General features: G+C 67.6%; 20 protein-coding genes. 17 read left to right on the top strand and 3 right to left on the bottom strand.

Annotation, left to right across the window (positions count from 1 at the left end):
- Positions 1-92: 92 nt before the first annotated feature.
- The 12 genes from BJQ90_RS01495 to BJQ90_RS01445 all read left to right on the top strand — a co-directional run bounded on the left by BJQ90_RS01495 (position 93) and on the right by BJQ90_RS01445 (position 13,132).
- Positions 93-1,883: an NAD(P)/FAD-dependent oxidoreductase gene (locus tag BJQ90_RS01495; protein WP_226758544.1), complete on the top strand. Its 1,791-nt coding sequence runs from the start codon at positions 93-95 to the stop codon at positions 1,881-1,883.
- Between the two features lie 135 nt (positions 1,884-2,018).
- Positions 2,019-3,074, top strand: a complete 1,056-nt coding sequence (locus BJQ90_RS01490; protein WP_226758543.1) for a 2,3-butanediol dehydrogenase — start codon at positions 2,019-2,021, stop codon at positions 3,072-3,074.
- Between the two features lie 82 nt (positions 3,075-3,156).
- Complete coding sequence (locus BJQ90_RS01485) at positions 3,157-4,230, top strand: alkene reductase (RefSeq protein WP_226758542.1); 1,074 nt, start codon at positions 3,157-3,159, stop codon at positions 4,228-4,230.
- Between the two features lie 305 nt (positions 4,231-4,535).
- Complete coding sequence (locus tag BJQ90_RS01480) at positions 4,536-5,246, top strand: GntR family transcriptional regulator (protein WP_226758541.1); 711 nt, start codon at positions 4,536-4,538, stop codon at positions 5,244-5,246.
- 243 nt (positions 5,247-5,489) lie between these two features.
- Entirely contained in the window at positions 5,490-6,494 is a 1,005-nt protein-coding gene (locus tag BJQ90_RS01475; RefSeq protein ID WP_226758540.1) for a sugar phosphate isomerase/epimerase family protein, read from the top strand.
- 126 nt (positions 6,495-6,620) lie between these two features.
- Positions 6,621-8,378, top strand: coding sequence for a dihydroxyacetone kinase family protein (locus BJQ90_RS01470; protein WP_226758539.1), 1,758 nt, complete (start codon positions 6,621-6,623; stop codon positions 8,376-8,378).
- Entirely contained in the window at positions 8,375-8,857 is a 483-nt protein-coding gene (locus tag BJQ90_RS01465) for a ribose-5-phosphate isomerase (RefSeq protein ID WP_226758538.1), read from the top strand. The genes BJQ90_RS01470 and BJQ90_RS01465 overlap by 4 nt, the downstream gene beginning before the upstream one ends.
- Positions 8,858-8,859: 2 nt before the next feature.
- A complete protein-coding gene (locus tag BJQ90_RS01460) occupies positions 8,860-9,846 on the top strand; it encodes a 3-hydroxyacyl-CoA dehydrogenase family protein (RefSeq protein ID WP_226758537.1) in 987 nt (328 codons plus the stop codon).
- A 34-nt stretch (positions 9,847-9,880) separates the two neighbouring features.
- On the top strand, positions 9,881-10,648 hold the full coding sequence (locus tag BJQ90_RS01455; RefSeq protein WP_226758536.1) for an SDR family NAD(P)-dependent oxidoreductase: 768 nt from the start codon (positions 9,881-9,883) through the stop codon (positions 10,646-10,648).
- 12 nt (positions 10,649-10,660) lie between these two features.
- A complete protein-coding gene (locus BJQ90_RS22395) occupies positions 10,661-10,786 on the top strand; it encodes a hypothetical protein (RefSeq protein WP_264196831.1) in 126 nt (41 codons plus the stop codon).
- Positions 10,787-10,852: 66 nt separating this feature from the next.
- Entirely contained in the window at positions 10,853-12,202 is a 1,350-nt protein-coding gene (locus BJQ90_RS01450; protein ID WP_226758535.1) for an MFS transporter, read from the top strand.
- Between the two features lie 48 nt (positions 12,203-12,250).
- Positions 12,251-13,132 carry a triose-phosphate isomerase family protein gene (locus BJQ90_RS01445; protein ID WP_226758534.1) on the top strand — a complete coding sequence of 294 codons (882 nt, stop codon included), beginning with the start codon at positions 12,251-12,253 and terminating at the stop codon, positions 13,130-13,132.
- Positions 13,133-13,332: 200 nt separating this feature from the next.
- Here the strand turns inward: BJQ90_RS01445 and BJQ90_RS01440 are convergent, their stop codons facing one another.
- Positions 13,333-16,989 (bottom strand): TM0106 family RecB-like putative nuclease, encoded by a 3,657-nt coding sequence (locus BJQ90_RS01440; RefSeq protein ID WP_226758533.1) that lies wholly within the window; start codon positions 16,987-16,989, stop codon positions 13,333-13,335.
- 291 nt (positions 16,990-17,280) lie between these two features.
- Here BJQ90_RS01440 and BJQ90_RS01435 point away from each other — a divergent pair, with 291 nt between their 5' ends.
- From BJQ90_RS01435 to BJQ90_RS01420, 5 genes are all read left to right on the top strand, one after another.
- The gene (locus BJQ90_RS01435) at positions 17,281-17,886 is read left to right on the top strand and encodes an SOUL family heme-binding protein (RefSeq protein WP_226758532.1); all 606 of its coding nucleotides are present in this window, start codon (positions 17,281-17,283) and stop codon (positions 17,884-17,886) included.
- Positions 17,887-18,023: 137 nt separating this feature from the next.
- Positions 18,024-20,381, top strand: coding sequence for a Tex family protein (locus BJQ90_RS01430; protein ID WP_226758591.1), 2,358 nt, complete (start codon positions 18,024-18,026; stop codon positions 20,379-20,381).
- Between the two features lie 158 nt (positions 20,382-20,539).
- Positions 20,540-21,934, top strand: a complete 1,395-nt coding sequence (locus BJQ90_RS01425; protein ID WP_226758531.1) for an OFA family MFS transporter — start codon at positions 20,540-20,542, stop codon at positions 21,932-21,934.
- A gap of 1 nt (position 21,935) precedes the next feature.
- On the top strand, positions 21,936-22,064 hold the full coding sequence (locus BJQ90_RS22390; protein WP_264196830.1) for an MFS transporter small subunit: 129 nt from the start codon (positions 21,936-21,938) through the stop codon (positions 22,062-22,064).
- 106 nt (positions 22,065-22,170) lie between these two features.
- On the top strand, positions 22,171-23,961 hold the full coding sequence (locus BJQ90_RS01420; protein WP_264196834.1) for a gamma-glutamyltransferase: 1,791 nt from the start codon (positions 22,171-22,173) through the stop codon (positions 23,959-23,961).
- 131 nt (positions 23,962-24,092) lie between these two features.
- Here BJQ90_RS01420 and BJQ90_RS01415 read toward each other — a convergent pair whose 3' ends face one another.
- Both BJQ90_RS01415 and BJQ90_RS01410 read right to left on the bottom strand, forming a co-directional pair.
- The gene (locus BJQ90_RS01415) at positions 24,093-24,374 is read right to left on the bottom strand and encodes a VOC family protein (RefSeq protein ID WP_226758530.1); all 282 of its coding nucleotides are present in this window, start codon (positions 24,372-24,374) and stop codon (positions 24,093-24,095) included.
- A gap of 220 nt (positions 24,375-24,594) precedes the next feature.
- Positions 24,595-25,620 (bottom strand): alpha/beta hydrolase, encoded by a 1,026-nt coding sequence (locus BJQ90_RS01410; protein WP_226758529.1) that lies wholly within the window; start codon positions 25,618-25,620, stop codon positions 24,595-24,597.
- Positions 25,621-25,715: the final 95 nt, after the last annotated feature.

The following is a 25,715-nucleotide window of genomic DNA, read 5'->3' as shown; positions in this document are numbered from 1 at the left end:
CCCCGGAGACTTTTACTTGTGAGGCAGGTCACTGCGTGGCCCAGATGCCATGCGACGGGACCGGCCCACAGTTGGCAAAGGAAAGAGGAAACATGCCTGAGACTCCAAACGGCGTGGTCGAGGAGTGGCTGGCGCAGTTCGATGAGGCGCTGCGCAGCCGCAACACCGACGACGTGCTTGAACTATTCGACGACGATTCGTACTGGCGCGACTTCGTCTCCTTCACGTGGAACCTCAAGACGCTGGAAGGCAAAGAGGACATCCGGCGCATGCTGGATGCGACCCTGGATGACGTGCAGCCCAGCAACTGGACCCTCGCCGAGGACGCCACCGGGGACGCCGCCAACGCCGAGGCCTGGGTGAATTTCGAAACCGCCCAGGCCCGGGGTTACGCTCATCTGCGCCTTCGGAACGGCAAATGCTGGACCCTGCTCACCACCATGCAGGAGCTCAAGGGCTTCGAGGAAAAGAAGGGCGTCAACCGGGAGAAAGGCGTCGCCCACGAGATCACCAAGGGCCGCAAGTCGTGGCTGGAACTGAAGGAAGAGCAGGAAGCCCGGCTCGGCTACGAAGACCAGCCCTACACCGTCATCATCGGCGGCGGCCAGGGCGGAATCGGGTTGGGGGCGCGGCTGCGCCGGCTCGGCGTGCCCACCATCATCATCGAAAAGAACGACCGTCCGGGTGACTCCTGGCGGAACCGCTACAAGTCCCTCCACCTGCACGATCCGGTCTGGTACGACCACCTGCCCTACATCAAGTTCCCCGACGACTGGCCGGTTTTCGCGGCGAAGGACAAGATCGGCGACTGGCTGGAGAACTACACGCGGATCATGGAACTGAATTACTGGTCCAAGACCGAATGCACCAACGCCCGCTTCGACGAATCCTCGCAGGAGTGGGTCGTTGAGGTGGTGCGCGACGGCGAACCGGTCACCTTGCGTCCCAAGCAGCTCGTCTTCGCCCTGGGCGTCTCGGGGTACCCCAGCGTCCCCACGTTTGACGGCGCCGAGTCCTTCCTCGGGGAGCAGTACCACTCGTCCAAGCACCCGGGCGGAGGGGACTGGACCGGGAAGAAGGCCGTGGTCATCGGCTCCAACAACTCGGCCCACGATATCTGCGCGGACCTCTGGGAACACGGCGCGGACGTCACCATGGTCCAGCGGTCCTCCACGCATATCGCCCGGAGCGAATCCCTCATGGACCTGGCCCTCGGCGGTCTCTACTCCGAGAAGGCGCTCGCCAACGGCGTCACCACGGAGAAGGCCGATCTGCTGTTCGCCTCGCTGCCGTACCGGATTCTGCCCGAAGCCCAGATCCCGGTCTATGCGGAGATGGCCGAGCGGGATGCCGAGTTCTACTCCCAGCTGGAGGCCGCCGGCTTTGACCTGGACTTCGGCGTTGACGGCTCCGGGCTGTTCCTCAAGTACCTGCGGCGCGGCTCCGGCTATTACATCGACGTCGGCGCCTCGCAGCTGATCATCGACGGCCGGGTCAAGCTCGCCAACGGCGAGGTCGGCAAGATCACCGGGAACGCCGTCGTGATGGCCAACGGGGCGGAGCTGGAGGCGGACGCCATCATCTACGCCACCGGCTACGGGTCCATGAACGGCTGGCTGGCCGATCTGGTCTCACCCGAGGTGGCAGACGCCGTCGGGAAGTGCTGGGGCTTTGGCTCCGACACTCCCAAGGATCCGGGGCCGTGGGAAGGGGAACTGCGCAACATGTGGAAGCCCACCAACGTGGACAACCTGTGGATCCACGGCGGCAATCTGCACCAGAGCCGCCATTACTCCAACTATCTGGCGCTGCAGCTCAAGGCCAGGATGGAGGGGCTGCCGACGCCGGTCTTCGAACGTCAGCCCACGCACCACACTCGCTGAGCCGGACGGGCCGTGACAATCACCCTCCCGGGAACCACACTGGGGGTGACGGCCACCGTTGTGATAATCCAACGACATGCCGTGGATGCGCCCGACCGGGCGCATCCACGGCCCATAATGCGAAGGACAAACACCATGAAAGCAGCACGATTCCATGCCCGTGAGGTCCTCCGGATCGAAGACATTCCAGAGCCGGAGCTGCGCCCCGGAGCAGTGAAGATCGCCGTCGCCTGGTGCGGGATCTGCGGGACTGACCTCCATGAATTCCTGGAAGGGCCGATCTTCACCCCGCCGCCCGGCCACCCCCACCCGATTTCCCACGAGGAAGCCCCGGTCACCCTGGGGCACGAATTTTCCGGCACCATCGAGGAACTGGGGGAGGGTGTGACCGGGCTCGCCGTCGGAGACAGCGTGGTGGTGGAACCCTATATCGTCTGCAACGAATGCGGCCCGTGCCTCAGCGGCCACTACAACCTGTGCACCAAACTCGGCTTCATCGGCTTGGCGGGCGGCGGCGGAGGCCTGAGCGAGAAGGTCGTCGTCGACACCCGGTGGGTCCACCCCGTCGGCGACATCCCGCTGGACGAAGCCGCCCTCATCGAACCCCTCGCCGTGGCCTATCACGCCGTCGGCCGGAGCGACGTCAAAGCCGGGGACGTCGCCGTCGTCGGCGGTGCCGGCCCCATTGGTCTGCTGACCGCGGCCGTCCTCAAGGGCCTCGGCGTCACCACGATCGTCACCGAGCTGTCGACGGCCCGGAAGGACAAAGCGGTGTCCTCGGGAGTCGCGGACCATGTGCTGGACCCGAGCTCCGATGACGTCAAGGCGCGGGTGCTGGAACTGACCGCGGGCTTGGGGGCAGATGCAGCCTTTGAATGTGCCGGCGTGAATGCCGTGCTGGACACCATGCTCGACGTCGTGAAACCGGCCGGCGTCGTGGTCAACGTCTCGATCTGGGGACATCCGGCCACCGTCGACATGCAAAAAGTCGTCCTGAAGGAAATCGACCTCCGCGGCACCATCGCCTACTGCGGCGATCATCCGGCCGCGATCAAGCTCGTCCAGGAAGGGAAAGTCGATCTGAAGCCCTTCATCACCGGAAGAATCGCCCTGGATGACCTGGTGGACAAGGGCTTCGACACCCTGATCAACCACAACGACACCGCCGTGAAAATCATCGTCCACCCGTAGTGATCCGAGTCTCATCAGGAATAGTTGCAGGCGCCGCGCAGTTGCCGCCAGAGAACCCAATCCCTTGTGAAAGGAACTGCGCATGCTGTTTTCCCCGATGACTCTCGGCGAGCTGGAACTGCCCAACCGACTCGTGATGGCGCCGCTGACCCGCGTCCGCTCCGGCAGGGAAGGCGTTCCCGGCCCGCTCGTTGTCGAGCACTACCGCCAGCGTGCTTCGCTCGGACTGATCGTCAGTGAGGGCACGTATCCCAGCCGGGCCGGCCGGGGGTTCCCGGGCCAGCCCGGCCTGGTGACCGAGGAACAGCTCACGGGCTGGGCCAACGTCACCTCCGCCGTGCACGCCGAGGGCGGCCGGATCTTCGCCCAGGTCATGCACGCCGGCCGCGTCACCCACGAAGACACCACCGGCGGGTACGAAGTGGTCGCTCCCAGCGCCATCGCGATCGACGGCGAAACCCGCACCTACGAGGGCAAGCAGGCGTTCCCCGTTCCGCGGGCCCTGACCACGGACGAACTGCCGGGCATCGTCCAGGAGTTCGTGACCGCGTCCCGCAATGCGATCGGTGCCGGGTTCGACGGCGTCGAGCTGCACTCCGCCAACGGTTACCTGCTGCACGAATTCCTCGCCCCGTCCGCCAACCAGCGCGACGACATCTACGGCGGCTCGCCGGAGAACCGTGCCCGCTTCGTCATCGAAGTGACCCGGGCCGTGGTGGATGCCATTGGCGCCGACCGCGTCGGTATCCGGATCTCCCCGGAACACAATGTCCAGGGAGCCCTGGAGCTCGACGCAGCCGACGTCCGGGAAACCTACGGCATCCTGGTGGACGCCCTGGCGCCCCTGCAGCTTGCCTACCTGAGCGTCCTGCACAAGGAACCCGCCACCAGCGAGTTGGTGCGGGATCTGCGCACCCGCTTCGGCGGAACCTTCCTGCTGAACTCGGGCTTCGGCGTCATCACCACCCGTGAGGAAGCCAAGGCACTGGTCGCAGATGGCCACGCTGACGCCGTCGTCGTGGGACGCCCGGCCATCGCCAACCCGGACCTGGTCCGCCGCTGGAGTGAGGGACTTCCGGTCAACCAGCCGGATCCGTCCACGTTTTACACCGACGGCGCCGAGGGCTACACGGACTACCCGGCCTACCAGAACTAGGTTCCCGGCGGTAACTCTGCCGCCACCAGGCACCGGGGACCCGGAACCTCCCGCAGCACCCCCACCACCCGCGCGGCTGGACATGTCCCCCTGCGGGCGCGAACAGTGGACAGATTGCCATTCTGTCCACTGTTCGCTTTTAACAATGAGCATGTCCCGCGGGTATGTGAGCCAGGAATGAGCATGTCCCCCGGGCGGGTGAGCCAGGAATGAGCATGTCCCGCGGGTGGGGGCGGCAGGGATGAGCAGGTCGCGAGCGCGTCTCCGGAAGACTCCTGCTTTGGCCGGTCCTATAGGATTTGATCATGCAACCAGCTCCGCCAGGCAACCGTGCTGAGGTCCGCACCAAAGGCCGTACCATCAGCCGCCAGGTCCTCGCTGATCACGTGTACGAAGAACTTTTAGCGTCACTCATGGACGGCCGGCTCGAACCCGGGGCCGTGGTGAGCATCGACGGCACCGCCAGGGAACTCGATGTGTCGCCGACGCCGGTCCGGGAAGCGCTCGCACGCCTGGAGCACACCGGCATGGTGCGCCGCGTGGCACTCAAGGGCTACCGGGTCGCGCCGGTCTTCACCCGGGAAGACTTTGCCGAGCTCATGGAGGCGCGCCTGGCAATCGAACCCGTTAACGCCCGCCTCGCGTGCGCCCGGGTGACGTCAGAGCACCTCGCCGAGCTGGACCGGGCCGTCGCCGATCTCAAGACAGCGCCGCGGGGTCCGTCGTTTGCCGAATACCGCGACTATCTGGAAGCGGATGAGAGGTTCCACCGGCTGATTGCGGAACAGACCGGCAACCAGTTCATGGTCGCCGCCTACGCCGCCCTCGGGGGACAGGTCCAGCGCTTCCGGCTCTTCGGGGGAGTGGGGATCACCGACGCCGAGTATGCCATCGCAGAGCACCAGTCCGTCCTGGACGCATTCGCCACGGGTGACCCGGAGATGGCCGCAGCTGCGATGGCAGACCACGTGAAGAAGGTGCGTGGCCGCGCCATCGCCGACGCTCCGGCAGGCTGACCAGCGCCCTAGTATCCGGCTGACCCAAGCCCGAACCCGAGGTTCGGGGCAGAGGTCCCGGCCCAAGGTCCGCCGCAGTCCCAGAGAAGAGCCCCTTCGAGATTCTCAGGGGGAACACTACCGCGGCCGGATGATCCCCTATAGGATCTTCGATTACTGCCGAAAACCCCGGATGTGATCTTGACAACACTCTGCAGATAGTAAATCCTATAGGAAACAGGATTCCACGAAGGAGTGAACCCCATGGCGTACACAGCCGAAAACTGGCCGATCACCGCAGCGCTGCTGCAGTTCCCCGGCATCGACGCCGTCGGAACTCGGATCAATGACGCTCCCGCCGCGGCCTGGGCCGAGGTCCTCACCGAGGTCAAGGATGCAGGTTTCGCCAATGCGGACCTCACCGACAGCTGGGTCCGTCCCGGAGACCTGAGCCCCGCCCGCCTCGCCGAGTTCAAGCAGACCGCTGGCAATGTCGGCATCGGCATCCCCGTCATCTCCGCGATCCGCCGCAGCGTGATCGAGGAGCGGAACTGGGAAGAGAACCTGGCCTACAGCCACCGCACGATCGACGCCGCCGCCGAGCTCGGCTGCGAAGTGGTCTCCTTCGGACTGCACCAGGCGATCACCCCCGAACAGCAGAAACAGCTCTGGTTCTGGACCGTCGAGGGACACAAGGACCCGGTGGGGGACAAGGAAACCTGGGGCAAGGCCGTCACCCGACTCCGCGAACTGGGCCGGCACGCCGCGGAGTCCGGCATCCTGCTCTCGCTCGAAATGTACGAGGACACCTACCTGGGCACCGCGGATTCGTCCGTCCAGCTCGTCCAGGACATCGGACTGGACAACGTCGGCCTGAACCCCGATCTCGGCAACCTGATCCGGGTGCACCGCCCGATCGAGGACTGGCGCGAGATGGTCGCCAAGACCCTCCCGTACTCCAACTACTGGCACATGAAGAACTACATCCGCGATGAGGACGTGGCCCGTGACAGCTATGTCGCGATGCCCGCACCGATGGAAAGCGGCCTGATCAACTACCGCGAGGCCTTCCGGATCGCCCTGTCCGTCGGTTTCCAGGGCATCCTGTGCACCGAGCACTACGGCGGCGACGGACTCAGCGTCACGGCCAGCAACCAGGACTACCTCCGCCGCCGGATCCTGCCCAAGACCGACGGCTATGCCCTCGGCCAGAGCCAGGTCGCACAAGGCCGGCAGAAGCCGGCCGCCGCGGCACTCGCCGGCGTCTGACCCGGCGCCTGGCACCAGCGCCTGGCACCAGCGCCTGGTGCGGCCGTCTAGCCATTTGGGGGCGGCCGCACCACACCCCAGCTGCACCCCAGAAATACTCCTCCAACACGGATTCAATGAGGAACCATGACCCAGATCTTCGACAACCCCGCTGACTTTGCGGATGAAGCGTTGGACGGCTTTGTGGCAGCCAACCGCGGGTACGTAGCCCGCGTGGACGGCGGCGTCGTCCGCTCCACCGAGGTTCCGGCCGGGCAGGTGGCCCTGGTGGTCGGCGGCGGGTCCGGCCACTATCCGGCCTTCGCCGGACTCGTGGGACCCGGACTTGCCGCGGCCTCCGCCTGCGGCAACATGTTCGCTTCGCCCGCCGCCGGCCAGGTCTACCGGGTGGCCCGGGCCGCCAGCTCCGGGGGAGGCGTGCTGCTGAGCTACGGCAACTACGCGGGGGACGTCCTGCACTTCGGCCAGGCCCAGCTCCGCCTCAACGCCGAAGGCATCGAAACCCGCACCGTCCTCGTCACGGACGACATCGCCAGTGCCCCGCTCGACCAGATCGAAAAGCGCCGCGGGATCGCCGGGGATCTGACGGTCTTCAAAATCGCCGGCGCCGCCGCCGAGGCCGGGCTGGACCTGGACGACGTCGAACGCCTCGCCATCCGGACGAACTACCGCACCCGTTCCCTCGGCGTGGCGTTCGACGGATGCACCCTGCCGGGCGCCGACGCCCCGCTGTTTTCCGTCCCCGCGGGACAGATGTCCCTGGGTCTCGGGATCCACGGCGAACCGGGCATCTCCGAGCACCCGATGCCCACCGCCTCCGAACTCGCCGAACTGCTGGTCACCAGACTCCTCGCCGACAAACCCCACGACGCCGGCAGCCGCGTCGTGGCGATCGTCAACGGCCTCGGCACGGTCAAGTACGACGAGCTGTTCCTGCTCTTCGGGAAAATCGAAAAGCTTCTCCTCACGGCTGGACTGACCGTGGTGGAACCGGAATGCGGCGAACTCGTCACCAGCCTGGACATGTCCGGACTCTCCCTGACCCTGCTCTGGCTGGACGACGAACTTGAGCAGTACTGGGCGGCCCCGGCCGACACCCCCGCGTTCCGCAAGGGCAGCATGGCACCGCGTGCCGCGCGTCAGCTGGCCGCGGCGGACGCGGAAGTGACTTCCGACGTCGAACCCCCCAGCACGGCCGCGGCAGAGCTCGGACGGCGGGCCGCCGCCATCCTCCGTCAGGTGCGGGACGTCGTCGTCGAGCACGAGGCCGAGCTGGGCCGGCTGGACGCCATCGCCGGCGACGGCGACCACGGCATCGGGATGCGCCGCGGCGTGGACGCGGCGGTCGCAGCCGCCGAGCAGGCGGCCGCGGACGACGGCGGCGCCTCCGCCGCGCGCGTCCTGACCTCCGCCGGGGAGGCCTGGAGCGAACGCGCCGGCGGAACCTCCGGCGCCCTCTGGGGATCCGCGGTCATCGCTGCGGGGCTTTCGCTGGGAAACCGTGACAGCTACAGCGGCGAGGACGCAGCGGCCGTGATCACCGCCTTCGTCGGTGCGATCACTGAACTTGGCAAGGCTGAGCCGGGGGACAAAACCATGGTGGACGCCCTGCTACCCTTCCGGGACACGTTCCTCACGGCGTTCGACGGCGGCGCGTCCGTCGCCGAAGCGCTCGCCGCAGCCGCCACCGTCGCCCGGGCCGCTGCCGACGACACTGCGAAGCTCCGGCCCCTCAAGGGACGCGCCCGGCCGCTCGCAGAAAAGAGCCTCGGCCACCCCGACCCGGGAGCGATTTCGTTCGCCCTCATCGCAGCAAGGATTTCTGCACACACCGACAGCCGGCTCGCTCACCCCGAACCGGCCCAGCAAGGAGTACAGGCATGAGCACAGCAGCAGGCTGGCGCGTGGTCGTCGGAAACGACGAAGCCGGCGTCGAATACAAGAACGCCCTCAAGGCACTGCTCGAAGCGGATCCCCGCGTCGCGTCCGTGCAGGACATCGGGGTCGGCGCCAATGACTCCACTGCGTACCCGCACGTCGCCGTCGAGGCCGCCCGGATAGTGGCCGAGGGCGGCGCCGACCGGGCCCTGCTGATCTGCGGCACCGGCCTGGGCGTCGCCATCGCGGCCAACAAAGTCCCCGGCATCCGCGCCGTCACCGCGCACGACAGCTACTCGGTGGAACGGTCCGTGCTCAGCAACAACGCCCAGGTCCTCACGCTCGGACAGCGCGTCATCGGCCTGGAACTCGCCAAGAAACTCGTCGGCGAATGGCTCGGCCACCGCTTCGACGAAACCTCTTCCTCCGCCGCCAAGGTGGACGCCATCTGCTCCTACGAGCCCGACTACACGAAGGCAGTCTGACCATGACCGAATCAGCAAACACCGCAGCCGCCCTTAACGCCGCCCGCAGGATCGCCGTCGTCGGCTCCGGCTACATGGGCGGCGGGATCGCCCAGGTCCTGGCGCTCGGCGGCGCCCGGGTGGCCCTGGCCGATGTGTCGGCCGAAGTGGCGCAAAAGAACTACGAGCGGCTGCTGGCCGAATCCGACGAATTCGTCGCCGCCGGGCTGTTCCCGGCCGGCTCCACTGCCGTCCTGAAAGAGAACCTCTGGGCCGCCCGGGACATCGAGGAAGCAGTGGCTGACGCCGACTTCATCGAGGAAGCCGTCCCCGAGATCATCGCGATCAAGCACCAGACGCTGGCGCGGATCAGCGCCGCCGCCCGCCCGGACGCCATCATCGGGTCCAACACCTCCACGATCTCCATCGCTGAGCTTTCCGAGCCCGTCACCAACCCGGAGCGGTTCCTGGGCGTGCACTTCTCCAACCCCTCGCCGTTCATCCCCGGCGTGGAGATCATCCCTCACGCCGGCACCTCGGCAGCCACGATCGGCGCAGTCCGCGACCTGGTCCACGCCGCCGGCAAGCAGACCGCCGTCGTCAAAGACGTCACCGGCTTCGTCCTCAACCGCCTCCAGTACGCCCTGTTCCACGAGGCCGCCCAGCTGGTGGAGCAGGAGATCGCGACGGCGGAGGATATCGACACCCTGGTCCGCACCACGTTCGGCTTCCGGCTGCCGTTCTTTGGACCGTTCGCCATCGCCGATATGGCCGGGCTGGACGTCTACAACTTCTGCTACAAGTCGCTGCAGACGGAATTCCCGGAGCGCTTTGCGACGCCGAAGATCCTCAGTGAGCTGGTGGACGCCGGGAAGCTGGGCACCAAGACCGGTGCCGGCTTCCTCAACGTCCCCGCCGAGCGCACGCCCGAGCTCATCGCCTACCGGAACAAGGCGTACGTGGCCATGCAGAAGCTCATCGATGAGCTTGGCCCCGCCCCCATCAACTGAGCCCCGCCACTTTCACACCTTCAGGAGCAGTTTCATGAGTAATTTCCCCACCGAACGCACCGCGATCATCACCGGCGCCGTTTCCGAGCGCGGCATCGGCCGCGCGACGGCGAACTATCTGGCGGCAGAGGGCTGGAACGTCGGAATCATCGACCTCGACGACGCCCGGTGCAAGGCCGCGGCCAAGGAACTGGCGGCGGAGCATGGTGTCAAGGCGTTCGGCGCCGGCGCCAACGTCGGCGACGAAGCGTCCGTCCGCGCAGCCATCGACGCGATCGAGGCCGAACTGCCGCAAATCGTGGCCCTGGCCAATGTGGCCGGCGTCAGCTCCCCGGTCCCGTACCTGGAACTCGACGCGGCCGAGTGGGACCGGGTCCTCGGCATCAACCTCAACGGCGTCCACTACGCCACCCGCCGGGTCGCCGAGTCCATGGTTAAGAACCGGATCGGCCGCATCGTCAACATCTCCTCCGTCTCCGCCCAGCGCGGCGGCGGGACCTACTCCAAGACCCCGTACTCCGTCGCCAAGGCCGGCGTGATCGGACTGACCCGTGCCACCGCCCGCGAACTCGGCGAATACGACATCACCGTCAACGCCATCTCTCCAGGCCCCATCGATACCGACATCATGGGCGGCACCCTGAGCCAGGAACGCAAGGATGACCTCACCAAAGACCTCGTCGTGAACCGGGTGGGCTCCACCCGGGACATCGCGGCCGCCATCGCCTTCCTCATCAGCGAGGACGCCGGGTACATCTCCGGCCAGACGCTGAATGTGGATGGCGGACTCTACATGCACTAAGGAAGAAGCACCGTGGCACAACCGAGTAAGCCCGCAACCTCCGGATTCGCGTCGTGGAGCAGGGGACGGAAGATCTACCTCGCCGTCGGGATCCTGGCCTGCTTGGCCGGGGTCATGATCATCGCCTTGTCCCGCTAGAGAACATCGTTTTGACCGCTCCACCCACCTGATTCACTCAACTAATCTGCTCGACGAGGAGTTTTGATGTCCGTTGTATCAACGTCCACCAGGGACCTTCTGGAGACCCCGGTCCTGAAATCGGCGATCTCCAAGGCGTCCCGCCGGCTTATGCCCATGCTGGTCATCCTGTACGTGGTGGCCTTCCTGGACCGCACCAACGTGGGCTTCGCCGAAGCCGCCCTCGGCGTGGACAAGGGCATCACTGCCGGCGCCTACGCCCTGGGTGCCGGGATCTTCTTCATCGGCTACGCCCTATTCGAAATCCCGAGCAACCTGCTCCTGACGAAGTTCGGCGCCAAGATCTGGCTGGCCCGCATCGCCATCACCTGGGGCATCGTCTCCGCGTGCTTCGCGTTCGTCCAGGGCGAGACGTCGTTCATCATCCTGCGCTTCCTGCTGGGTGTCACCGAGGCCGGCTTGTTCCCGGGCGTCATCATGTTCCTCGCCGCGTGGTTCCCCAACAAGGTCCGCGTCAAGATGTTCGCCATCTTCTACCTGGCGCAGCCGTTCTCCCAGATGCTGGGCGCGCCGCTCTCCGGCTGGCTGATCAACATCGGCGACCAGGTTCCCGGTGTCCAGGGCTGGCAGGCCATGTTCTTCGTCGAGGGCATGTTGGCCGTCCTCGCCGGCATTGCAGCGTTCTTCTTCCTGATCAACAGCCCGCAGGACGCCAAGTTCCTGAACAAGGAGGAGAAGAGCGCACTCCTGGAGGTCATGGCGCTGGAGGACACCGTCAAGGAAGAGTCCGGCCCGCGCGGCGTGCTCGCCGCCATGAAGAACGGCAAGGTCTGGTACTTCACCGTCATCTACTTCTGCCTCCAGATTGCCGTCTACGGTGTGACGTTCTACCTGCCGCAGCAGGTGGCGCAGCTGACCGGCCAGAAGGTCGGCTTCGCCGTCGGCCTGATGGCCGCGATCCCGTGGTTCTTCGGGATCTTCGCCTGCTACTTCATCGGCAAGGCCGCCAACACCGTGGTCCGCCGCCGCATCTGGGGCACCGGGCTGTTCATCTCCACCGGGCTGTGCATCTTCGGCTCCGCGTGGGCCGGCGCCAACCACATTCCGGCGCTCGGCATCATCTTCATCACCCTCGCGGTGTGCAGCTTCCTGTCCATCGGCCCCATCGCCTGGTCCTACCCGACGGCGTTCCTCACCGGAACGGCCGCCGCCGCGGGCATCGGCCTGATCAACTCCCTCGGCAACCTGGGCGGCTTTGTCGCCCCGATCCTGCGGACCTCGGTCAACCAGATGACGGCCTCCGACACGGGAACCATGGGTGTCTACGCGCTGGGTGTCCTGCCCTTCCTGGCCGCGGCGATGATGTTCGCCACCAAGCGGTTCAAGAACAAGGCAGACGAGCTGCTGGAGCAGTAACCGGCTGTCCAGACCGGCCCACCTGGACCCAGTAGAAAGCACCAACAAATGCAGCAGCACCCCAGCCCGACCCCCACCGGCAGCATCCTCGTCGGGGTCAGCACCAAGATGTACCTGGGCTACCAGGACAGCCTGGACTGGCTGGAGCGGCTGCGCCAGGAAGTGGACACCCGCCCGGCCCTCGAGGCCGGGCGGGTTGTCCCGTTTGTCATTCCGTCGTTTCCCGTCCTGCCCGCCGCCGCCGGGCTGCTCGCCGGTTCGCCGCTGTTGCTCGGCGCCCAGAACTGCGGCTGGGCCGACGGTCCGTGGACCGGGGAGGTGGCTCCGTCCATGCTCGCGGAGCTTGGGGTCCGGCTCGTGGAAATCGGCCACGCCGAACGCCGGCGCCACTTCGGCGAAGACGATGCCATGATCGCGCGCAAAGTCAGGGCGGCGGCCGACGCCGGGCTCACCCCGCTGCTGTGCGTCGGAGAGTCCGACCGCGGCGGGCCCGCTGCCGCCGCTGCATTTGTGTACGGCCAGATCCGCTCGGCCGTCGACGGCGACTGGGACCTCGCCGCGCGGCTCGTCATCGCGTACGAACCGGTCTGGGCCATCGGTGCCGCGGAGCCTGCCGACGCCGGATTGGTGTCCGACGCCGTCCGGCAGCTCCGGGGACAGTTCGCCGCCTCCGGGCTGGGGGACCTGCCCGTCATCTACGGCGGCTCGGCCAAGCCTGGACTTCTGCCCACGCTCGACGGCGTCTCCGGCCTCTTCCTGGGCCGCTTCGCCCACAACCCGGCGAACTTCGGGGCCGTCCTGGATGAAGCACTCCTGCTGGCCGGGGACATCGCCGGGGCGGACAGCGCCGGGACGGCTATCCCCGGGGTGGACATTCCCGTGGCAGTCGCGGCAGGGTCGGCTCCCGCCAGCGCCGCCCGCCGCAACTAGGACCGGCCGCGGGCACCGTCACCACTGGACATGCCCCGCTGCACGGACCGTCACCGCGGGACATGCCCCGTCGCGGCGGCCACCAGTGGACACAATGCCATTATGTCCACTCTCCGCGTCCAAGAATGGGCATGTCCCTGGCTGGTGCGCTCCAAGAATGGGCATGTCCCGTCGGTGCGGGGGCAACGACTGGGCATGTCTTACCGGCCGGCAGCCACAGAGCGCTGGCACAGTCCGATGAATCCGCCCAGCTGTTCCAGGCCCTCGGGATGGGTGGGGAGGAAGTTGGTCAGCTCGGGTGCCCGGACCACGACGGCGCGCCACTGACCGCGGGATACCGCCACGTTGATCCGGTTGCGGGAGAGCAGGAAGTCCATGCCGCGCGGCGCCTCGGCCACCGCTGAACAGGCCATGGACACGATCACCACGGCGGCTTCCTGCCCCTGGAACTTGTCCACGGTTCCCACCCGGACGCCAGCCAGGGAAGCGCCATCCAACGCGTCGCGGATGACGTTGACCTGGGCGTTGTAGGCCGCGACCACCAGGATGTCGGCGGCGTCGAGCGGCCGGGTGCCCTGCTCCGAGTGCCAGCTCAGGCCCAGGTGGCGCCGCACCTGGCGGACGACCTCGGCGGCTTCTTCGGCCGACGACGTGATGTTGCCGCTGTGCTCCACCATGACGGTCTCGATCCCGGCCGGAACTCCCTCGAGCCGCCGCAGGTCCGCGGCGGGCGCTGAGCGCAGTTTGCCCTCGTAGGAGAGGTCCGAGACGGCCCGGCACAGCTCCGAGGTCATCCGCCACGAGTCGGCCAGGAAATAGCCGAGTTCCGGCGGAAGGGTGGCATGACCGGCGGAAACCCAGCCCAGGGCTGACTCATCCACGGGTTCGGGGTGCGAGCCCTGGCTGACCTGCGGCAGCTGCTGGGGATCGCCGAGCAGCAGCAACCGGCTGCTGGCCTGCGCCACGGCGAGGGTGTTGGCCAGGGAGAACTGGCCGGCCTCGTCGATCACCAGCAGGTCCAGCGATCCGGCCGGGACGTTGGCACCCGTCATGGTCCACGCCGTCCCGCCGATCAGCGCCCCGCCGGGCGAACTGAGCAGGCGCGCCACATCCTTCGCCGAGCGCTGCTCCCAGGGGAGGGGCTCCGCATGTTTCACGTCCTTGGCGACAAGAGCCGGATCGACCCCGGCTTTGGTCACGGCCGTCTTCAGCAGGTTCTCCACCACCGCATGGGACTGGCCGACGACGCCGACCTTCCAGCCCCGGGCCACCAGCCGGGCGATGACATGGGATCCCACATGGGTCTTGCCGGTCCCGGGCGGCCCCTGGACTGCCACGTAGGAGCGGTCCAGGGTTGCGACGGCCTCCGTGATCGCGTCAATGAACCGGTCCGGGCCCTCCCCGGGCGCAGGCAGTTCCGCCCCGGAGCTCAGCCGCGGCGGAACACGGCGGACAAGATCCAGGGCCGGATGGCGCGGGAAGGCCGCCGGTCCGGACCGCAATGCCGCGGCGACGTCGGACGCCAGGGCCGCCAGCGCGTCCTCAAGGCTTTTGGTCTGGATGGGTTGGTCTTCGGTCAGGGCGACGGGGACCTGGCTGTAGGGTTCGATAGTCTTGCGGAGCTTGTCCCGGATGATGACGGTGTCCTTGCCGTCCTCGTGGCCCAGCTCCAGAACCTCGGTCCCGAACCAGCCGTTGCGTCCGGTCCCGTTGATACCCGTGCCCTCCAGCCCGGCCGGAAGCGGCGGCTCATACATGCGGAACCAGGTGCTGCCCTCGCGGAGATCGGAGCCCGGGCTGACGGTGCCGATCAGCTTCACCTTCCGCTCCGGAAGTTTTGCCCCGTCCTTCCACCAGTCCTCGAGCACCTCCGCGTCCTCGACGAGGAAAACGTTGCGGTCCTGCTGGTGATGCGTGTCAGGACCGGCTTCGCACCGGTCGAAGTGCGCCCACCAGAACGCCTTGCGCTCCCGGCGGTGATAGCTGACCGCCGCCGCCAGCATGGAAACCGCCTTCCGGTCGTCCTCGGACAGCCCGACGGCGGCATCCGCCAGCCCGGCCAGCGCCACTTCCAGCGGGTCCAAATCAGCGGCACCCGGCCCGGCATCCAGCGCGGTGCCCGCGCGCCCGCCGCCGGCCATGGACGGGACGGTGGACGCGACGCCGGATGGGACCGTGGACCCGACGCCATCCCCGGCCGGCTGGATCCCGCGCTCCCGCGCCAGCCCAAGGAGCCAGTTCCGGAGCACCAGCGTGGAGAGGCAGTCGTATTCGTTGTAGTCGGAGATCCCGGCGAGAATGCTGACCGCTTCCTCAGCCCGGCCGTCGTCGCGCGCATCGCAGTAGTGGGCATAGGCCACCACCGAGGCGCCGGCGTCTTTCACATCCCCGGAGCGGAGATTCGTCCCCATGTAGAGCGGCTCAAGTTTCTTGATGCTGTAGGAATTCTCGGAGATCCGGATGCTGTTGCGGACCGTCTGGTATAGATCCACCAGGAGCCCCTCGCGCAGCCACTCGTCGACGACGTCCTCGCCGGCCACGTGCAACACGGAGAGCTTCCGGAGCGCTGTCTTCTCATAGGCCGCGTAGTGGTAGACGTGCATGTCCGGATAGTCCTGCCGGCGTTTCTGCACGTAGTCGAGAAAACCGAGGAAGGCCTGCTTCTCCGCTTCCCGGCTGTGCGCCCAGAACGGCCGGAACACTCCGGGCACGCCGGGGCCCGTCGGAGCTTCGATGACGCCGAACAGGTATTCCAGACCCCAGATTCCGGTGGCGCTTTCCTGCCACAGGGGATCGCCCTCGAAGTCGAAGAAGATGTCGCCTTGGCTGGGCGGTGGCAGTTCGGCCAGCGTGTTTTCCGGGATCACCCGGTAGCTGATGCTGTGTTCCGTTCCGTCCTTGAGGTAGCGGACGCCGCCGTCGGAAGCGCCGACCCCGCTCTGCATCCTGGCCTGGTCCTGCAGGCGCAGCAGTGCGCCGTTCGCCCCGGGGAGCGGGGCCTCCGCGAGCTCCTTGACCGTGAAGATGTTCAGTCCGTGGAGTGCCTTGCGCTGCGCCGAGTTCATCCGCGCCACCAGGAGCAGGTCGTCGGTGGCTACCACCTGCTCCTGGCAGTAATCGCAGCGGCCGCAGGCGCTGAGTCCCGGCGCACCCCACTGCACGGTGCCGGGCTGCGCCAGATGCGAGGAAATCAGGGCCAGGAACCGGTCCCGGCGCTCGCGGAAGACCGGCAGGATCTCGGAAAGGTTGTGATGGCTGCGGACGTAGTCGAAGCCCCCACCCGGGAGCGGGACGGTGGCGCCGAGGACCAGGGTCACCGCCGGGGCCGGTGCTATCCCGGCCTTGAGCAGCTGATCGCCATAGGCGCCAAGCTGGAGCAGCGCGGTGACCTTCGCGTGGCGGGCCAGTTTGGTGTCGAACACCGCGTAGCTGCCGTCGGCCTGCCGGACCAGGAAGTCGGAGCGGCCGTGGAACTGGCCGTCGAAGAAAGCGGCCTGGAACACAACGTCGGCGCCGGAGCGCAGGGCGTCCAGGGATTCCCGGTGCTTGGCCAGCAGGGTGGCGCGGTCCATGGTTTGTGCCGGCGCGACGTCGTACACGCCGCGCCCGGAGGCCGGATCCCAGTGTCCGAACTCCTCGACGAAACCGTCGAGGACCTTGTGCTCGTGGCGGTCGCCCAGCACGGCTGCATGCTTGAGCATCTCATCGTCGTCGAAGGACGCCTTGGGCGAGCGGCCAAGCTTCTCGTCGAGCTTGCGCAGCAGTTGGTACTCGCAGCTCGCGGCCGTGACGAGGTCGCTCGCGGAGAACACCAGGTCCTGCGCTGTCCCCGCTACTTCCGGTTCAAGAAAAAACACTGTGCCCCCGATGTCGATTCGCTGCGCATGTATCGGCCTGCAGCCAAAGACTTGCCGGCAGCGCAGCCTGACCCTCTGTTCTTCAAACTATCAAAGCGCTCTGACAATCAAGCAGGAACCAGGAACCAGGAACCAGTAACCAGGAACCAGGAACCAGTAACCAGGAACCAGGAACCAGGAACCAGGAAGCAGGAAGCAGGAACCAGGAAGCAGGAAGCAGGAACCAGGAACCAGGAACCGGGCAGGATACCGCTGGTTCCCGTCGCCGGATCGGCGTAGGGTCTGAGGACTATGACCGAACAGCAACCCTATGAGCTGGTCCAGCGCTTCGCGCACTTCGAGCTGCGCCACTATCCCGCGTATGTTGTGGCCGAAATACAGGTCAACGCGACGTTTGACCGCGCGGGGAATGCTGCCTTCCGGCACCTGTTCAACTACATCAGCGGCAGCAACAACGCCCGTCAGAAGCTAGCAATGACGGCCCCGGTGATCCAGGAGTTGGGTCCGCCGCAGAAGCTGGCGATGACTGCCCCGGTGCTCCAGAGCGGCCCGCTGCCGGGAAGCGAAGGGACCGCTGATTTTGTGGTCGCCTTTGTGCTCCCCGCAGGGTTGACGGCGAAGACGGCCCCGGTCCCGGCGGACCCCCAGGTCAAGATCCGGACCATCCCCGGGTCCCTGGCGGCTGTTCTGCAGTTCTCGGGCAGCGGCTCGGAAGCTGCCTTCGAACGGCGCAACGAGGGCCTCCAGGCGGCACTGGTGCTGGCCGGGCTAAAACCCGCGGGTCCGCCACGATTCGCCCGTTTTGATCCGCCGTTCAAACCGTGGTTCCTGCGCCGCAATGAGGTTGTCCAGGACGTCCAGGAGCCTGCTCCACCCTCGGGTGCGCCCGGCCCCTGACCCCGGTAAGGCAAAATGGCACGGTGACCCAACTCCCGCAGCGCCCCGCCAGTTCAGCTTCCGCACCGCCGCCCCGGACTCCTTCCGCCAAGTCCCAGGCCCCGCAGTCCCGGGTCCCGCAGACCCAGGAGTCCGGCATCGCCGCGCAGATCGCCGGCGAACTCGGCGTCCAGACCTGGCAAGTGAAAGCCGCCGTGGACCTGCTCGACGCCGGGTCCACGGTGCCGTTCATCGCCCGGTACCGCAAAGAAGCCACCGGGACGCTCGATGACACCCAGCTTCGCGACCTGGAGGAGCGGCTGCGCTACCTGCGCGAGCTCGAGGACCGCCGACGGACCATCCTCGAAGCAATCGCCGCGCAGGGTGCACTGACCGCGGAACTGCAGGCCGCCGTCGTCGGCGCCGACACCAAGTCGCGGCTGGAGGACATCTACCTGCCGTTCAAGACCAAGCGGCGGACCAAAGCGCAGATCGCCCGCGAGGCCGGGCTGGAACCGCTCGCCGATGCCCTGCTGAAGCGGCCCGAGCTGCATCCCGAACGCGAAGCCGCCCGATACCTCAGCGCCGAGCACTCCATTGACGACGCCGCCGCGGCCCTCGCCGGCGCCCGCTCCATCCTGGTGGAACGCGTCGCCCAGGACGCCGACCTGGCCGCCACGCTGCGGGAGCGGCTCTGGACACAGGGCCGGATGGTGTCCCGCGTGAAGAAGGGCAAGGACGCCGAGGGACAGAAATTCAAGGACTATTTCGAGTTCTCCCAGCAACCGTCGGCGATGCCCTCGCACCGCGTCCTGGCGCTGTTGCGCGGCGAAAAGGACGGGGTCCTGGAGCTCGACCTCGCCGAGGCCGAACCGACCGACGACGCCGCCCTCACCGCCGCGCGCGGCCGCTACGAAGCCGCCGTGGCCCGGTTCCTCGGCGTTGCCGACCGCGGCCGGCCCGCCGACGCCTGGCTGGTGCAGACCGCCCAGCTCGCCTGGCGCTCCCGGGTGCTCGCCCGGCTCACGGCCGACCTGCGAAGCCGAATGTTCGCCGCCGCCGAGGACGAAGCCGTGCGGGTCTTCGCCGCCAACCTGCGCGACGTGCTGCTGGCAGCGCCGGCCGGGAACCGCGCCACCCTGGGCCTGGACCCCGGGCTGCGCACCGGGGTGAAGATCGCGGTCGTGGACGGCACCGGCAAGGTCGTTGCGACCGACACGATCTACCCGCACGCCCCGGCCCGGAAATGGGACGACGCGCTGCGGACGCTCGTGAGCCTGGCCCGGAAGCACGCCGTCGAACTCGTGGCCATCGGCAACGGCACCGCCTCGAGGGAGACGGACAAGCTCGCCGCGGAGTTGCTCAAGCAGCTCGCGGGCGCGGACCCGGCAAGCCAGAATGCCAAACCGCAGAAGATCGTGGTGTCGGAGGCCGGCGCCTCGGTTTATTCGGCTTCGGCGCTGGCCGCTGCGGAGCTGCCCGGCATGGACGTGTCCCTGCGCGGGGCGGTGTCCATCGCACGGCGGCTGCAGGACCCGCTCGCGGAGCTGGTGAAAATCGAGCCGAAGTCGATCGGCGTCGGGCAGTACCAGCACGACGTCACCGCCGCCAAGCTGGACCGCAGCCTCGATGCCGTCGTCGAGGACTGCGTGAACGCTGTCGGCGTGGACGTCAACACCGCCTCCCCGGCGCTGCTGAGCCGGGTCGCCGGCGTCGGGCCGCTGCTGAGCGAGAACATCGTCGCCTACCGGAACGAGCACGGCCCGTTCCGCAAACGCAGCGAGCTGAAGAAGGTGCCGCGGCTCGGTGCCAAGGCGTTCGAACAGTGCGCCGGCTTCCTGCGGATCACCGGGGGAGCGGAGCCGCTGGATGCCTCCAGCGTGCACCCGGAGGCGTACCCGGTGGCGCGGAAAATCAAAGCCGCAGCCGGGGGGAAGGGGCCGGCCGCGGGGAGCTACGCGACCTTGAACCCGCAGGACTTCGTCGACGGCTCCTTCGGCCTGCCCACGGTGCTGGACATCATCGCCGAGCTGGAGAAGCCCGGCCGGGACCCGCGTCCGGCCTTCACGGCGGCGACGTTCTCGGAGGGCATCGAGAAGATCTCGGAGCTCAGGCCCGGGATGGTGCTGGAAGGGACCGTCACCAACGTCGCGGCGTTCGGCGCGTTTGTCGATGTCGGCGTGCACCAGGATGGTCTGGTGCACGTCTCCGCACTGGCCAACCGCTTCGTGTCCGATCCGCGTGAAGTGGTCAAATCCGGCCAGGTGGTGCGGGTCAAGGTGCTGGAGGCCGATCCGGAACGGAAGCGGATCTCGCTGACGCTGCGGCTCGACGACGAACCGGCCGCCGCCGGCGGACGTGCGGCCCCCGAGCGGCAGACCCCGGCTCCCGGGCGGCGGGCTCCCGCCCCCGCGCGGCAGGCTCCGGCCAGGCAGCCGCAGAAGTCCACGCCAGTCCCGCCGCCGTCCAACACCGCGATGGCCGAGGCCCTGCGGAAAGCCGGACTCGGAAAGTAGCCCGACCGCTCATCGCGGAATACCTACCACTCGGCGCACGAGTAGTACGTTTGCTGATGATCTGCACCATGATTGCCGAAGGCAACGGCCCGTATTGGGGGCCGTTCGCCTCTATGCCGCCGGGACACCGACGTCTTTGACAAGCAAGGGGAGCAACTATGGGCTGGCTGGACCGCGAACGAACGATCGCCCCACCGGGATTCAACCGGTGGCTGGTGCCGCCCGCAGCGCTCGCCGTGCACCTGTGCATCGGCCAGGCGTATGCGACGAGTGTCTACAAGACGGCGCTGGTGAAGCACTTCGGCGCCAGCCTGACTGAGATCGGCGTGATCTTCTCGATCGCCATCGTGATGCTGGGCCTCTCGGCCGCCATCATGGGCACATGGGTGGACAAGAACGGCCCGCGCAAGGCGATGTTCACCTCGGCGGTGTTCTGGGCCAGCGGCTTCTTGATCGGTTCGCTCGGCATCTTCAGCAGCCAACTCTGGCTCGTCTACCTGGGGTACGGCTTCATCGGCGGCATTGGCCTGGGCATCGGCTACATCTCGCCGGTCTCCACCCTGATCAAATGGTTCCCCGACCGCCCGGGCCTCGCGACCGGTATGGCCATCATGGGCTTCGGCGGCGGCGCCCTGATCGCCAGCCCGGTCTCCACCGCGCTGCTGAAAATGTACGACCCCAACTCCGGCGCCAAGGGCTGGATCGCCAGCGGCGACTCCGTCGGCAAGCTCTTCCTGACCCTCGCAGTCTTGTACCTCGCCTACATGATGTTTGGCGCGTTCACCATCAAGGTCCCGGCCGATGGCTGGAAGCCGGCGGGCTTCGACCCCTCCAAGGTCAAGGCCGCCACCCTCGTCACTACCGACAACGTCTCCGCCAAGAACGCCGTCAAGACCAGGCAGTTCTGGCTTGTCTGGGTCGCCCTGTTCTGCAACGTCACCGCTGGCATCGGCATCCTCGAACAGGCCGCGCCGATGATCCAGGACTTCTTCCGCCAGTCCGACGGCGTGTCCCTGGTCAGCGCCGCCGTCGCCGCCGGCTTCGTCGGTCTGCTCTCGATCGGCAACATGTCCGGCCGCTTCGCCTGGTCTGCCACCTCGGATGTCACCGGCCGCAAGCGCATCTACATGATGTACCTCGGCGTCGGCGCCGTGCTCTACGCCGTGCTGGCACTGGCCGGCTCCACCAGCACGTTCCTCTACGTGGCGCTCGCGTTCATCATCATCTCCTTCTACGGCGGCGGCTTCTCGACCGCCCCCGCCTACCTGCGCGACCTCTTCGGCACCTTCCAGGTCGGAGCCATCCACGGCCGGCTCCTGACGGCCTGGTCCGCTGCTGGCATCGCCGGGCCGCTGATCGTCAACGCATTCCTGGATGCCCAGGGCAAGCCGGGCCAGCTGACCGCTGCGTCCTACCAGCCGGCCCTGCTGACCATGGTGGGGCTGCTGGTGATCGGCTTTGTGGCCAACCTGCTGGTCAACCCGGTCGATGCTAGGTTCCACGAACCCCGCCCGGACCGTGTTCGGTCCGAAGAATCCGCCCTGGAGGCCTAAAATGAGCACTGCACAGACATCGGTCAATCCGTCGACCGGGAAACTGGTGATCGCCTGGGCGCTCGTCGGGGTTCCGCTGGGATACGGCGTATACGAAACCCTCACCCGGGTGGCGGCCCTGTTTGGCTGAGCCCGTGACCGCTGAAAAGATCGTGGTTTCCGCGCAGGCCGGCCCGGTGGCGTTCACCCGCCCGGACGCGTTCACCACCCGCCCCACGCTGCAGGGCACCTTTGGGATGAGCGCCTCCACGCACTGGCTCGCGACGGCGGCTGCCCAGGCGGTGCTGGAACGCTGCGGTAACGCGTTCGACGCCGCAACGGCCGGAGCTTTCGTGCTGCATTTAGTGGAGCCGCACCTGAACGGTCCGGGCGGGGACATGACCGGCGTCTTCGCCACCGCGGAGGAACCCGGCAAACCCGTCGTGCTGATGGGCCAGGGCCCGGCCCCGGCCGGAGCCACTCCGGAGCACTATCTCGCCGAAGGCCTCGAACTGGTGCCGGGCTCGGGTGCCCTGGCCGCCGCGGTGCCCGCCGCCGTCGACGCCTGGCTCCTGCTGTTGCGCGACCACGGGACGTGGGAACTGCGCGAGGTGCTGGAATTCGCGATCGGCTACGCCCGGGACGGGCACCCGATGCTGGGCAGGGTCGGGACGACAATTGCCGCCGTGGCTGAACTGTTCCAGACGCACTGGCCGACCTCGGCCGACCTCTGGATGCCCGGCGGCCGGGTTCCGGCCGAAGGGGAGCTGGTCCGGAACCCTGCATATGCCCGGACGCTGCAACGCCTGGTCGACGCCGGGACAGCCGGTCCGGTTGAGCAGGCGGGGAACGGCACCCGCGTTACCCGGATTGATGCCGCGCGCCGGGAATGGCGCGAGGGTTTCGTGGCCAAGGCCATGGTGGAGTCCGTCCAGACCCCGCACCGGCATTCCTCCGGCACGGACCACCGCGGGGTCCTGGCACTGGAGGACCTCGCGGGATTCCAGGCCGGGTACGAGCCGGCAGCCACGGTGGAGTTCCGGGGACACACGATCGCCAAGACGGGGCCATGGGGTCAGGGCCCGGCGCTGCTTCAGACGCTCGCCATTCTCGAGGGGTTCGATGACCGGTACCTCGACCCGTCCACCGAGCTCGGGGCGCACACCATCCTGGAGGCCCAGAAGCTGGCGCTCGCGGACCGGGAGGGGTACTACGGAGACACCGATGTGCCGCTGGAGTATCTGCTCTCCGCCGACTACTGCGCCGGCCGCCGAGCGCTGATCGGCGAGCGGGCCTCGCACGACTTCCGTCCCGGTACGGTTCCCGGCCGTGAGCCGTACGTGCCGCCGCTGCGCACCCACTACACGCCGCCGGCTCTTGCGGGCCCGGGAGCCGGAGCGGGAGCGGGAGCCGGCGGCCTCGGGGTGGGGGAGCCCACCGTGGCGCCGAGTGGGGAAACCCGCGGCGACACCTGCCACATCGACGTCGTGGACCGCTGGGGCAACATGGTTTCGGCCACGCCGTCGGGCGGCTGGCTGCAGTCCTCGCCCGCTATCCTGGAGCTTGGCTTCTGTCTCGGCACCCGGCTGCAGATGACCTGGCTAGAACCGGGGACACCGTCCACCCTGACCCCAGGGAAGCGGCCCCGCACCACCCTGACACCCACCCTCGTGCTGCGGGACGGCAAGGCCGTGACCGCGTTGGGTTCGCCGGGCGGCGACCAACAGGATCAATGGCAGCTGCCGTACCTTCTGCGCACGATCGTCGGCGGCTACACGCCGCAGCAGGCCGTCGACGCCCCCACGTTCCATACGACGTCGATGCCAGGTTCGTTCTGGCCGCGCACCTGGGAGCCCGGCGGGGCGGTAGTGGAGGACCGGCTGGGGGAGGACGTCATTGCGGGCCTCGAGCGCCGCGGTCACGTCGTCACCAGGGCAGGCGGTTGGACGCTGGGACGCTTGTCTGCGGTGGTGCGGGATCCGGCGACGGGAGTCCTGCAGGCGGCGGCAAATCCCCGCGGTGCGCAGGGATACGCCGCGGGGCGTTAGCGGGGGAGGTTGCGGAGATCCACCCTGCCCTCCGTCTGCCCTCCACACTGCCGGCGGAGGCGTCGGCCCGGCGTCGGCCGGGCGTCGGTCCGGCGGTGCAGCTGGGACGCCGCCGCGTTGGTCTGGGCCACTCAGCCGACGAATTTGTTGAGCGCGATCAGATTGCCTTCCGTGTCTTTCAGGAACGCGGATTTGGCCTGGCCGAAGTCCATGACGTCCCCGACGGCCGTCCCCTGCGCTCCGGCGAAGCTGGCCGGCGCCGGCGGCTGGAACGTGGCGTCCCGGGATTTGAGCGCTTCCACGACTTCCTCGATGCCGGTGACCATGAAGCTGATCACGGGATAGGGCGGTGGGATGCGGTCCGGCATTTCACTCAGGGCAATCCTTGAGCCGTCGGCCGCGCCGAATACCATAGGGTCGTCCGTCGGGCCGGTGAGCAGATCGAGGCCGAGAACGTCAGGATAGAACCTCGGGCGCGGTCGCCGTCGCCGTCGCGTCCTGGGCAGGCAGGATGGGATTGACGTAGAAGCGGCTGAGCATGCTGTGCCGCCTCGTTCGCAGAGCGATTTTGGATGCTTCCAGCGTGGCAGAATCCGGGCGCCCTGAGGGTGTCCTTGGGCGACGGCCTGCCCGTCAGCCGGCGCTGCGGAGCCGGTCCATGAAGCGGACTGATTCCGCAGCGATCTGCTGCTGGGCCTGGTCGCGGGGGACGTCCGGGTTGCCGTCCCCGGGTTGCTCACCATAGTCTCCGAAGAACGCGTGCACCCCGCCTTGCACAGTTGCGAAGCTGGCGGTCGGAGGGAGCAGCAACTTCGACGCAGCGATCTTGTCCGGGGTGGTGAGGCCATCATTCGAGCCTGAGATGGACAGCACCGAGAGATTACCGCTATCCGCCAGGCTGTCCGCGGGGTAAGAAGCAAAGAGCAGAAGCCCGGTGACGTCGGGGTTCGACTTCGCGAAGGAAGATGCGCTCACTCCTCCCAGTGAGTGGCCCCCGACAGCCCATGCCGTGACATCGGGGTGGCCGTCCATGGCTCCGCGGGCCTGGCTGGTGTCCAGCAGCGGTATGCCAAGTGGTGCTTTCAGGATGACGACCAGATGGCCCGCGTTCACGAGCGGTCCCAGGATGTCCCGGTAGGCGCGCGCGTCTACCCGCGCCCCGGGGTAGAAGACGAGACCCGCCGTGGCTTTCCCTTCCGGGGCGAGCGTGATCGAGGTGGCGTCCTCGGTGGCGGTCCCGGTGGTCTGGCCGTCGGCGCCGCCGGGCTGGTAGGGGAAGGGGTTGAGCCATGCCAGGCCAGCGACGAGACCGAGCACAACAATCCGGCCCGCAAGGCCGCGGACCAGTTGCCAGCGCGTCACACTGCGCTGCGGCCTCCGGTTATTGTTCGAACTCCGGTGGAGGTTGAGGCTCCAGCGCCTGAGCAGGGTCGAGTGCTTGGCCAGGATGAACAACCAGACAAGCGCCAGTGCGCCGGCGGTCAACAACAGGGCCGGCAACGCCGGGTGGCCGCCGAGGACTGCGCTGTTGCCCAACAACATCCAGAGCGGGACCACGATCAGCGCCGCCGCAGTGAGGACGCCACTCCATCTCAGGACTGCCGGCCCAAGGCTTCCGGGTTCATGGTTGCCAGGCTCCTCCGGCATCGCGCTTCTCACAGCTCGATGATATCTCCATAATCGAGATAACTGGATTCTGCTCCGTGCAGGACGGCACTCGTGATCATATGTCGCGCGGAGGTGCGCCGTTGTTG

Source organism: Arthrobacter sp. SO3, from assembly GCF_020532825.1.
In the GTDB taxonomy this organism is placed as follows: Bacteria; Actinomycetota; Actinomycetes; order Actinomycetales; family Micrococcaceae; genus Arthrobacter.
This window is presented reverse-complemented; position numbering and strand designations above follow the sequence as displayed.

Coding starts and splice junctions, on each gene's coding strand:
- BJQ90_RS01465 (WP_226758538.1), top strand. CDS start 8,375: ATGAGCACAGCAGCAGGCTGGCGCGTGGTCGTCGGAAACGACGAAGCC.
- BJQ90_RS01475 (WP_226758540.1), top strand. CDS start 5,490: ATGGCGTACACAGCCGAAAACTGGCCGATCACCGCAGCGCTGCTGCAG.
- BJQ90_RS01450 (WP_226758535.1), top strand. CDS start 10,853: ATGTCCGTTGTATCAACGTCCACCAGGGACCTTCTGGAGACCCCGGTC.
- BJQ90_RS01490 (WP_226758543.1), top strand. CDS start 2,019: ATGAAAGCAGCACGATTCCATGCCCGTGAGGTCCTCCGGATCGAAGAC.
- BJQ90_RS01445 (WP_226758534.1), top strand. CDS start 12,251: ATGCAGCAGCACCCCAGCCCGACCCCCACCGGCAGCATCCTCGTCGGG.
- BJQ90_RS01420 (WP_264196834.1), top strand. CDS start 22,171: ATGAGCGCCTCCACGCACTGGCTCGCGACGGCGGCTGCCCAGGCGGTG.
- BJQ90_RS01495 (WP_226758544.1), top strand. CDS start 93: ATGCCTGAGACTCCAAACGGCGTGGTCGAGGAGTGGCTGGCGCAGTTC.
- BJQ90_RS01425 (WP_226758531.1), top strand. CDS start 20,540: ATGGGCTGGCTGGACCGCGAACGAACGATCGCCCCACCGGGATTCAAC.
- BJQ90_RS01435 (WP_226758532.1), top strand. CDS start 17,281: ATGACCGAACAGCAACCCTATGAGCTGGTCCAGCGCTTCGCGCACTTC.
- BJQ90_RS01455 (WP_226758536.1), top strand. CDS start 9,881: ATGAGTAATTTCCCCACCGAACGCACCGCGATCATCACCGGCGCCGTT.
- BJQ90_RS01415 (WP_226758530.1), bottom strand. CDS start 24,374: ATGGTATTCGGCGCGGCCGACGGCTCAAGGATTGCCCTGAGTGAAATG.
- BJQ90_RS22390 (WP_264196830.1), top strand. CDS start 21,936: ATGAGCACTGCACAGACATCGGTCAATCCGTCGACCGGGAAACTGGTG.
- BJQ90_RS01480 (WP_226758541.1), top strand. CDS start 4,536: ATGCAACCAGCTCCGCCAGGCAACCGTGCTGAGGTCCGCACCAAAGGC.
- BJQ90_RS01470 (WP_226758539.1), top strand. CDS start 6,621: ATGACCCAGATCTTCGACAACCCCGCTGACTTTGCGGATGAAGCGTTG.
- BJQ90_RS01460 (WP_226758537.1), top strand. CDS start 8,860: ATGACCGAATCAGCAAACACCGCAGCCGCCCTTAACGCCGCCCGCAGG.
- BJQ90_RS01485 (WP_226758542.1), top strand. CDS start 3,157: ATGCTGTTTTCCCCGATGACTCTCGGCGAGCTGGAACTGCCCAACCGA.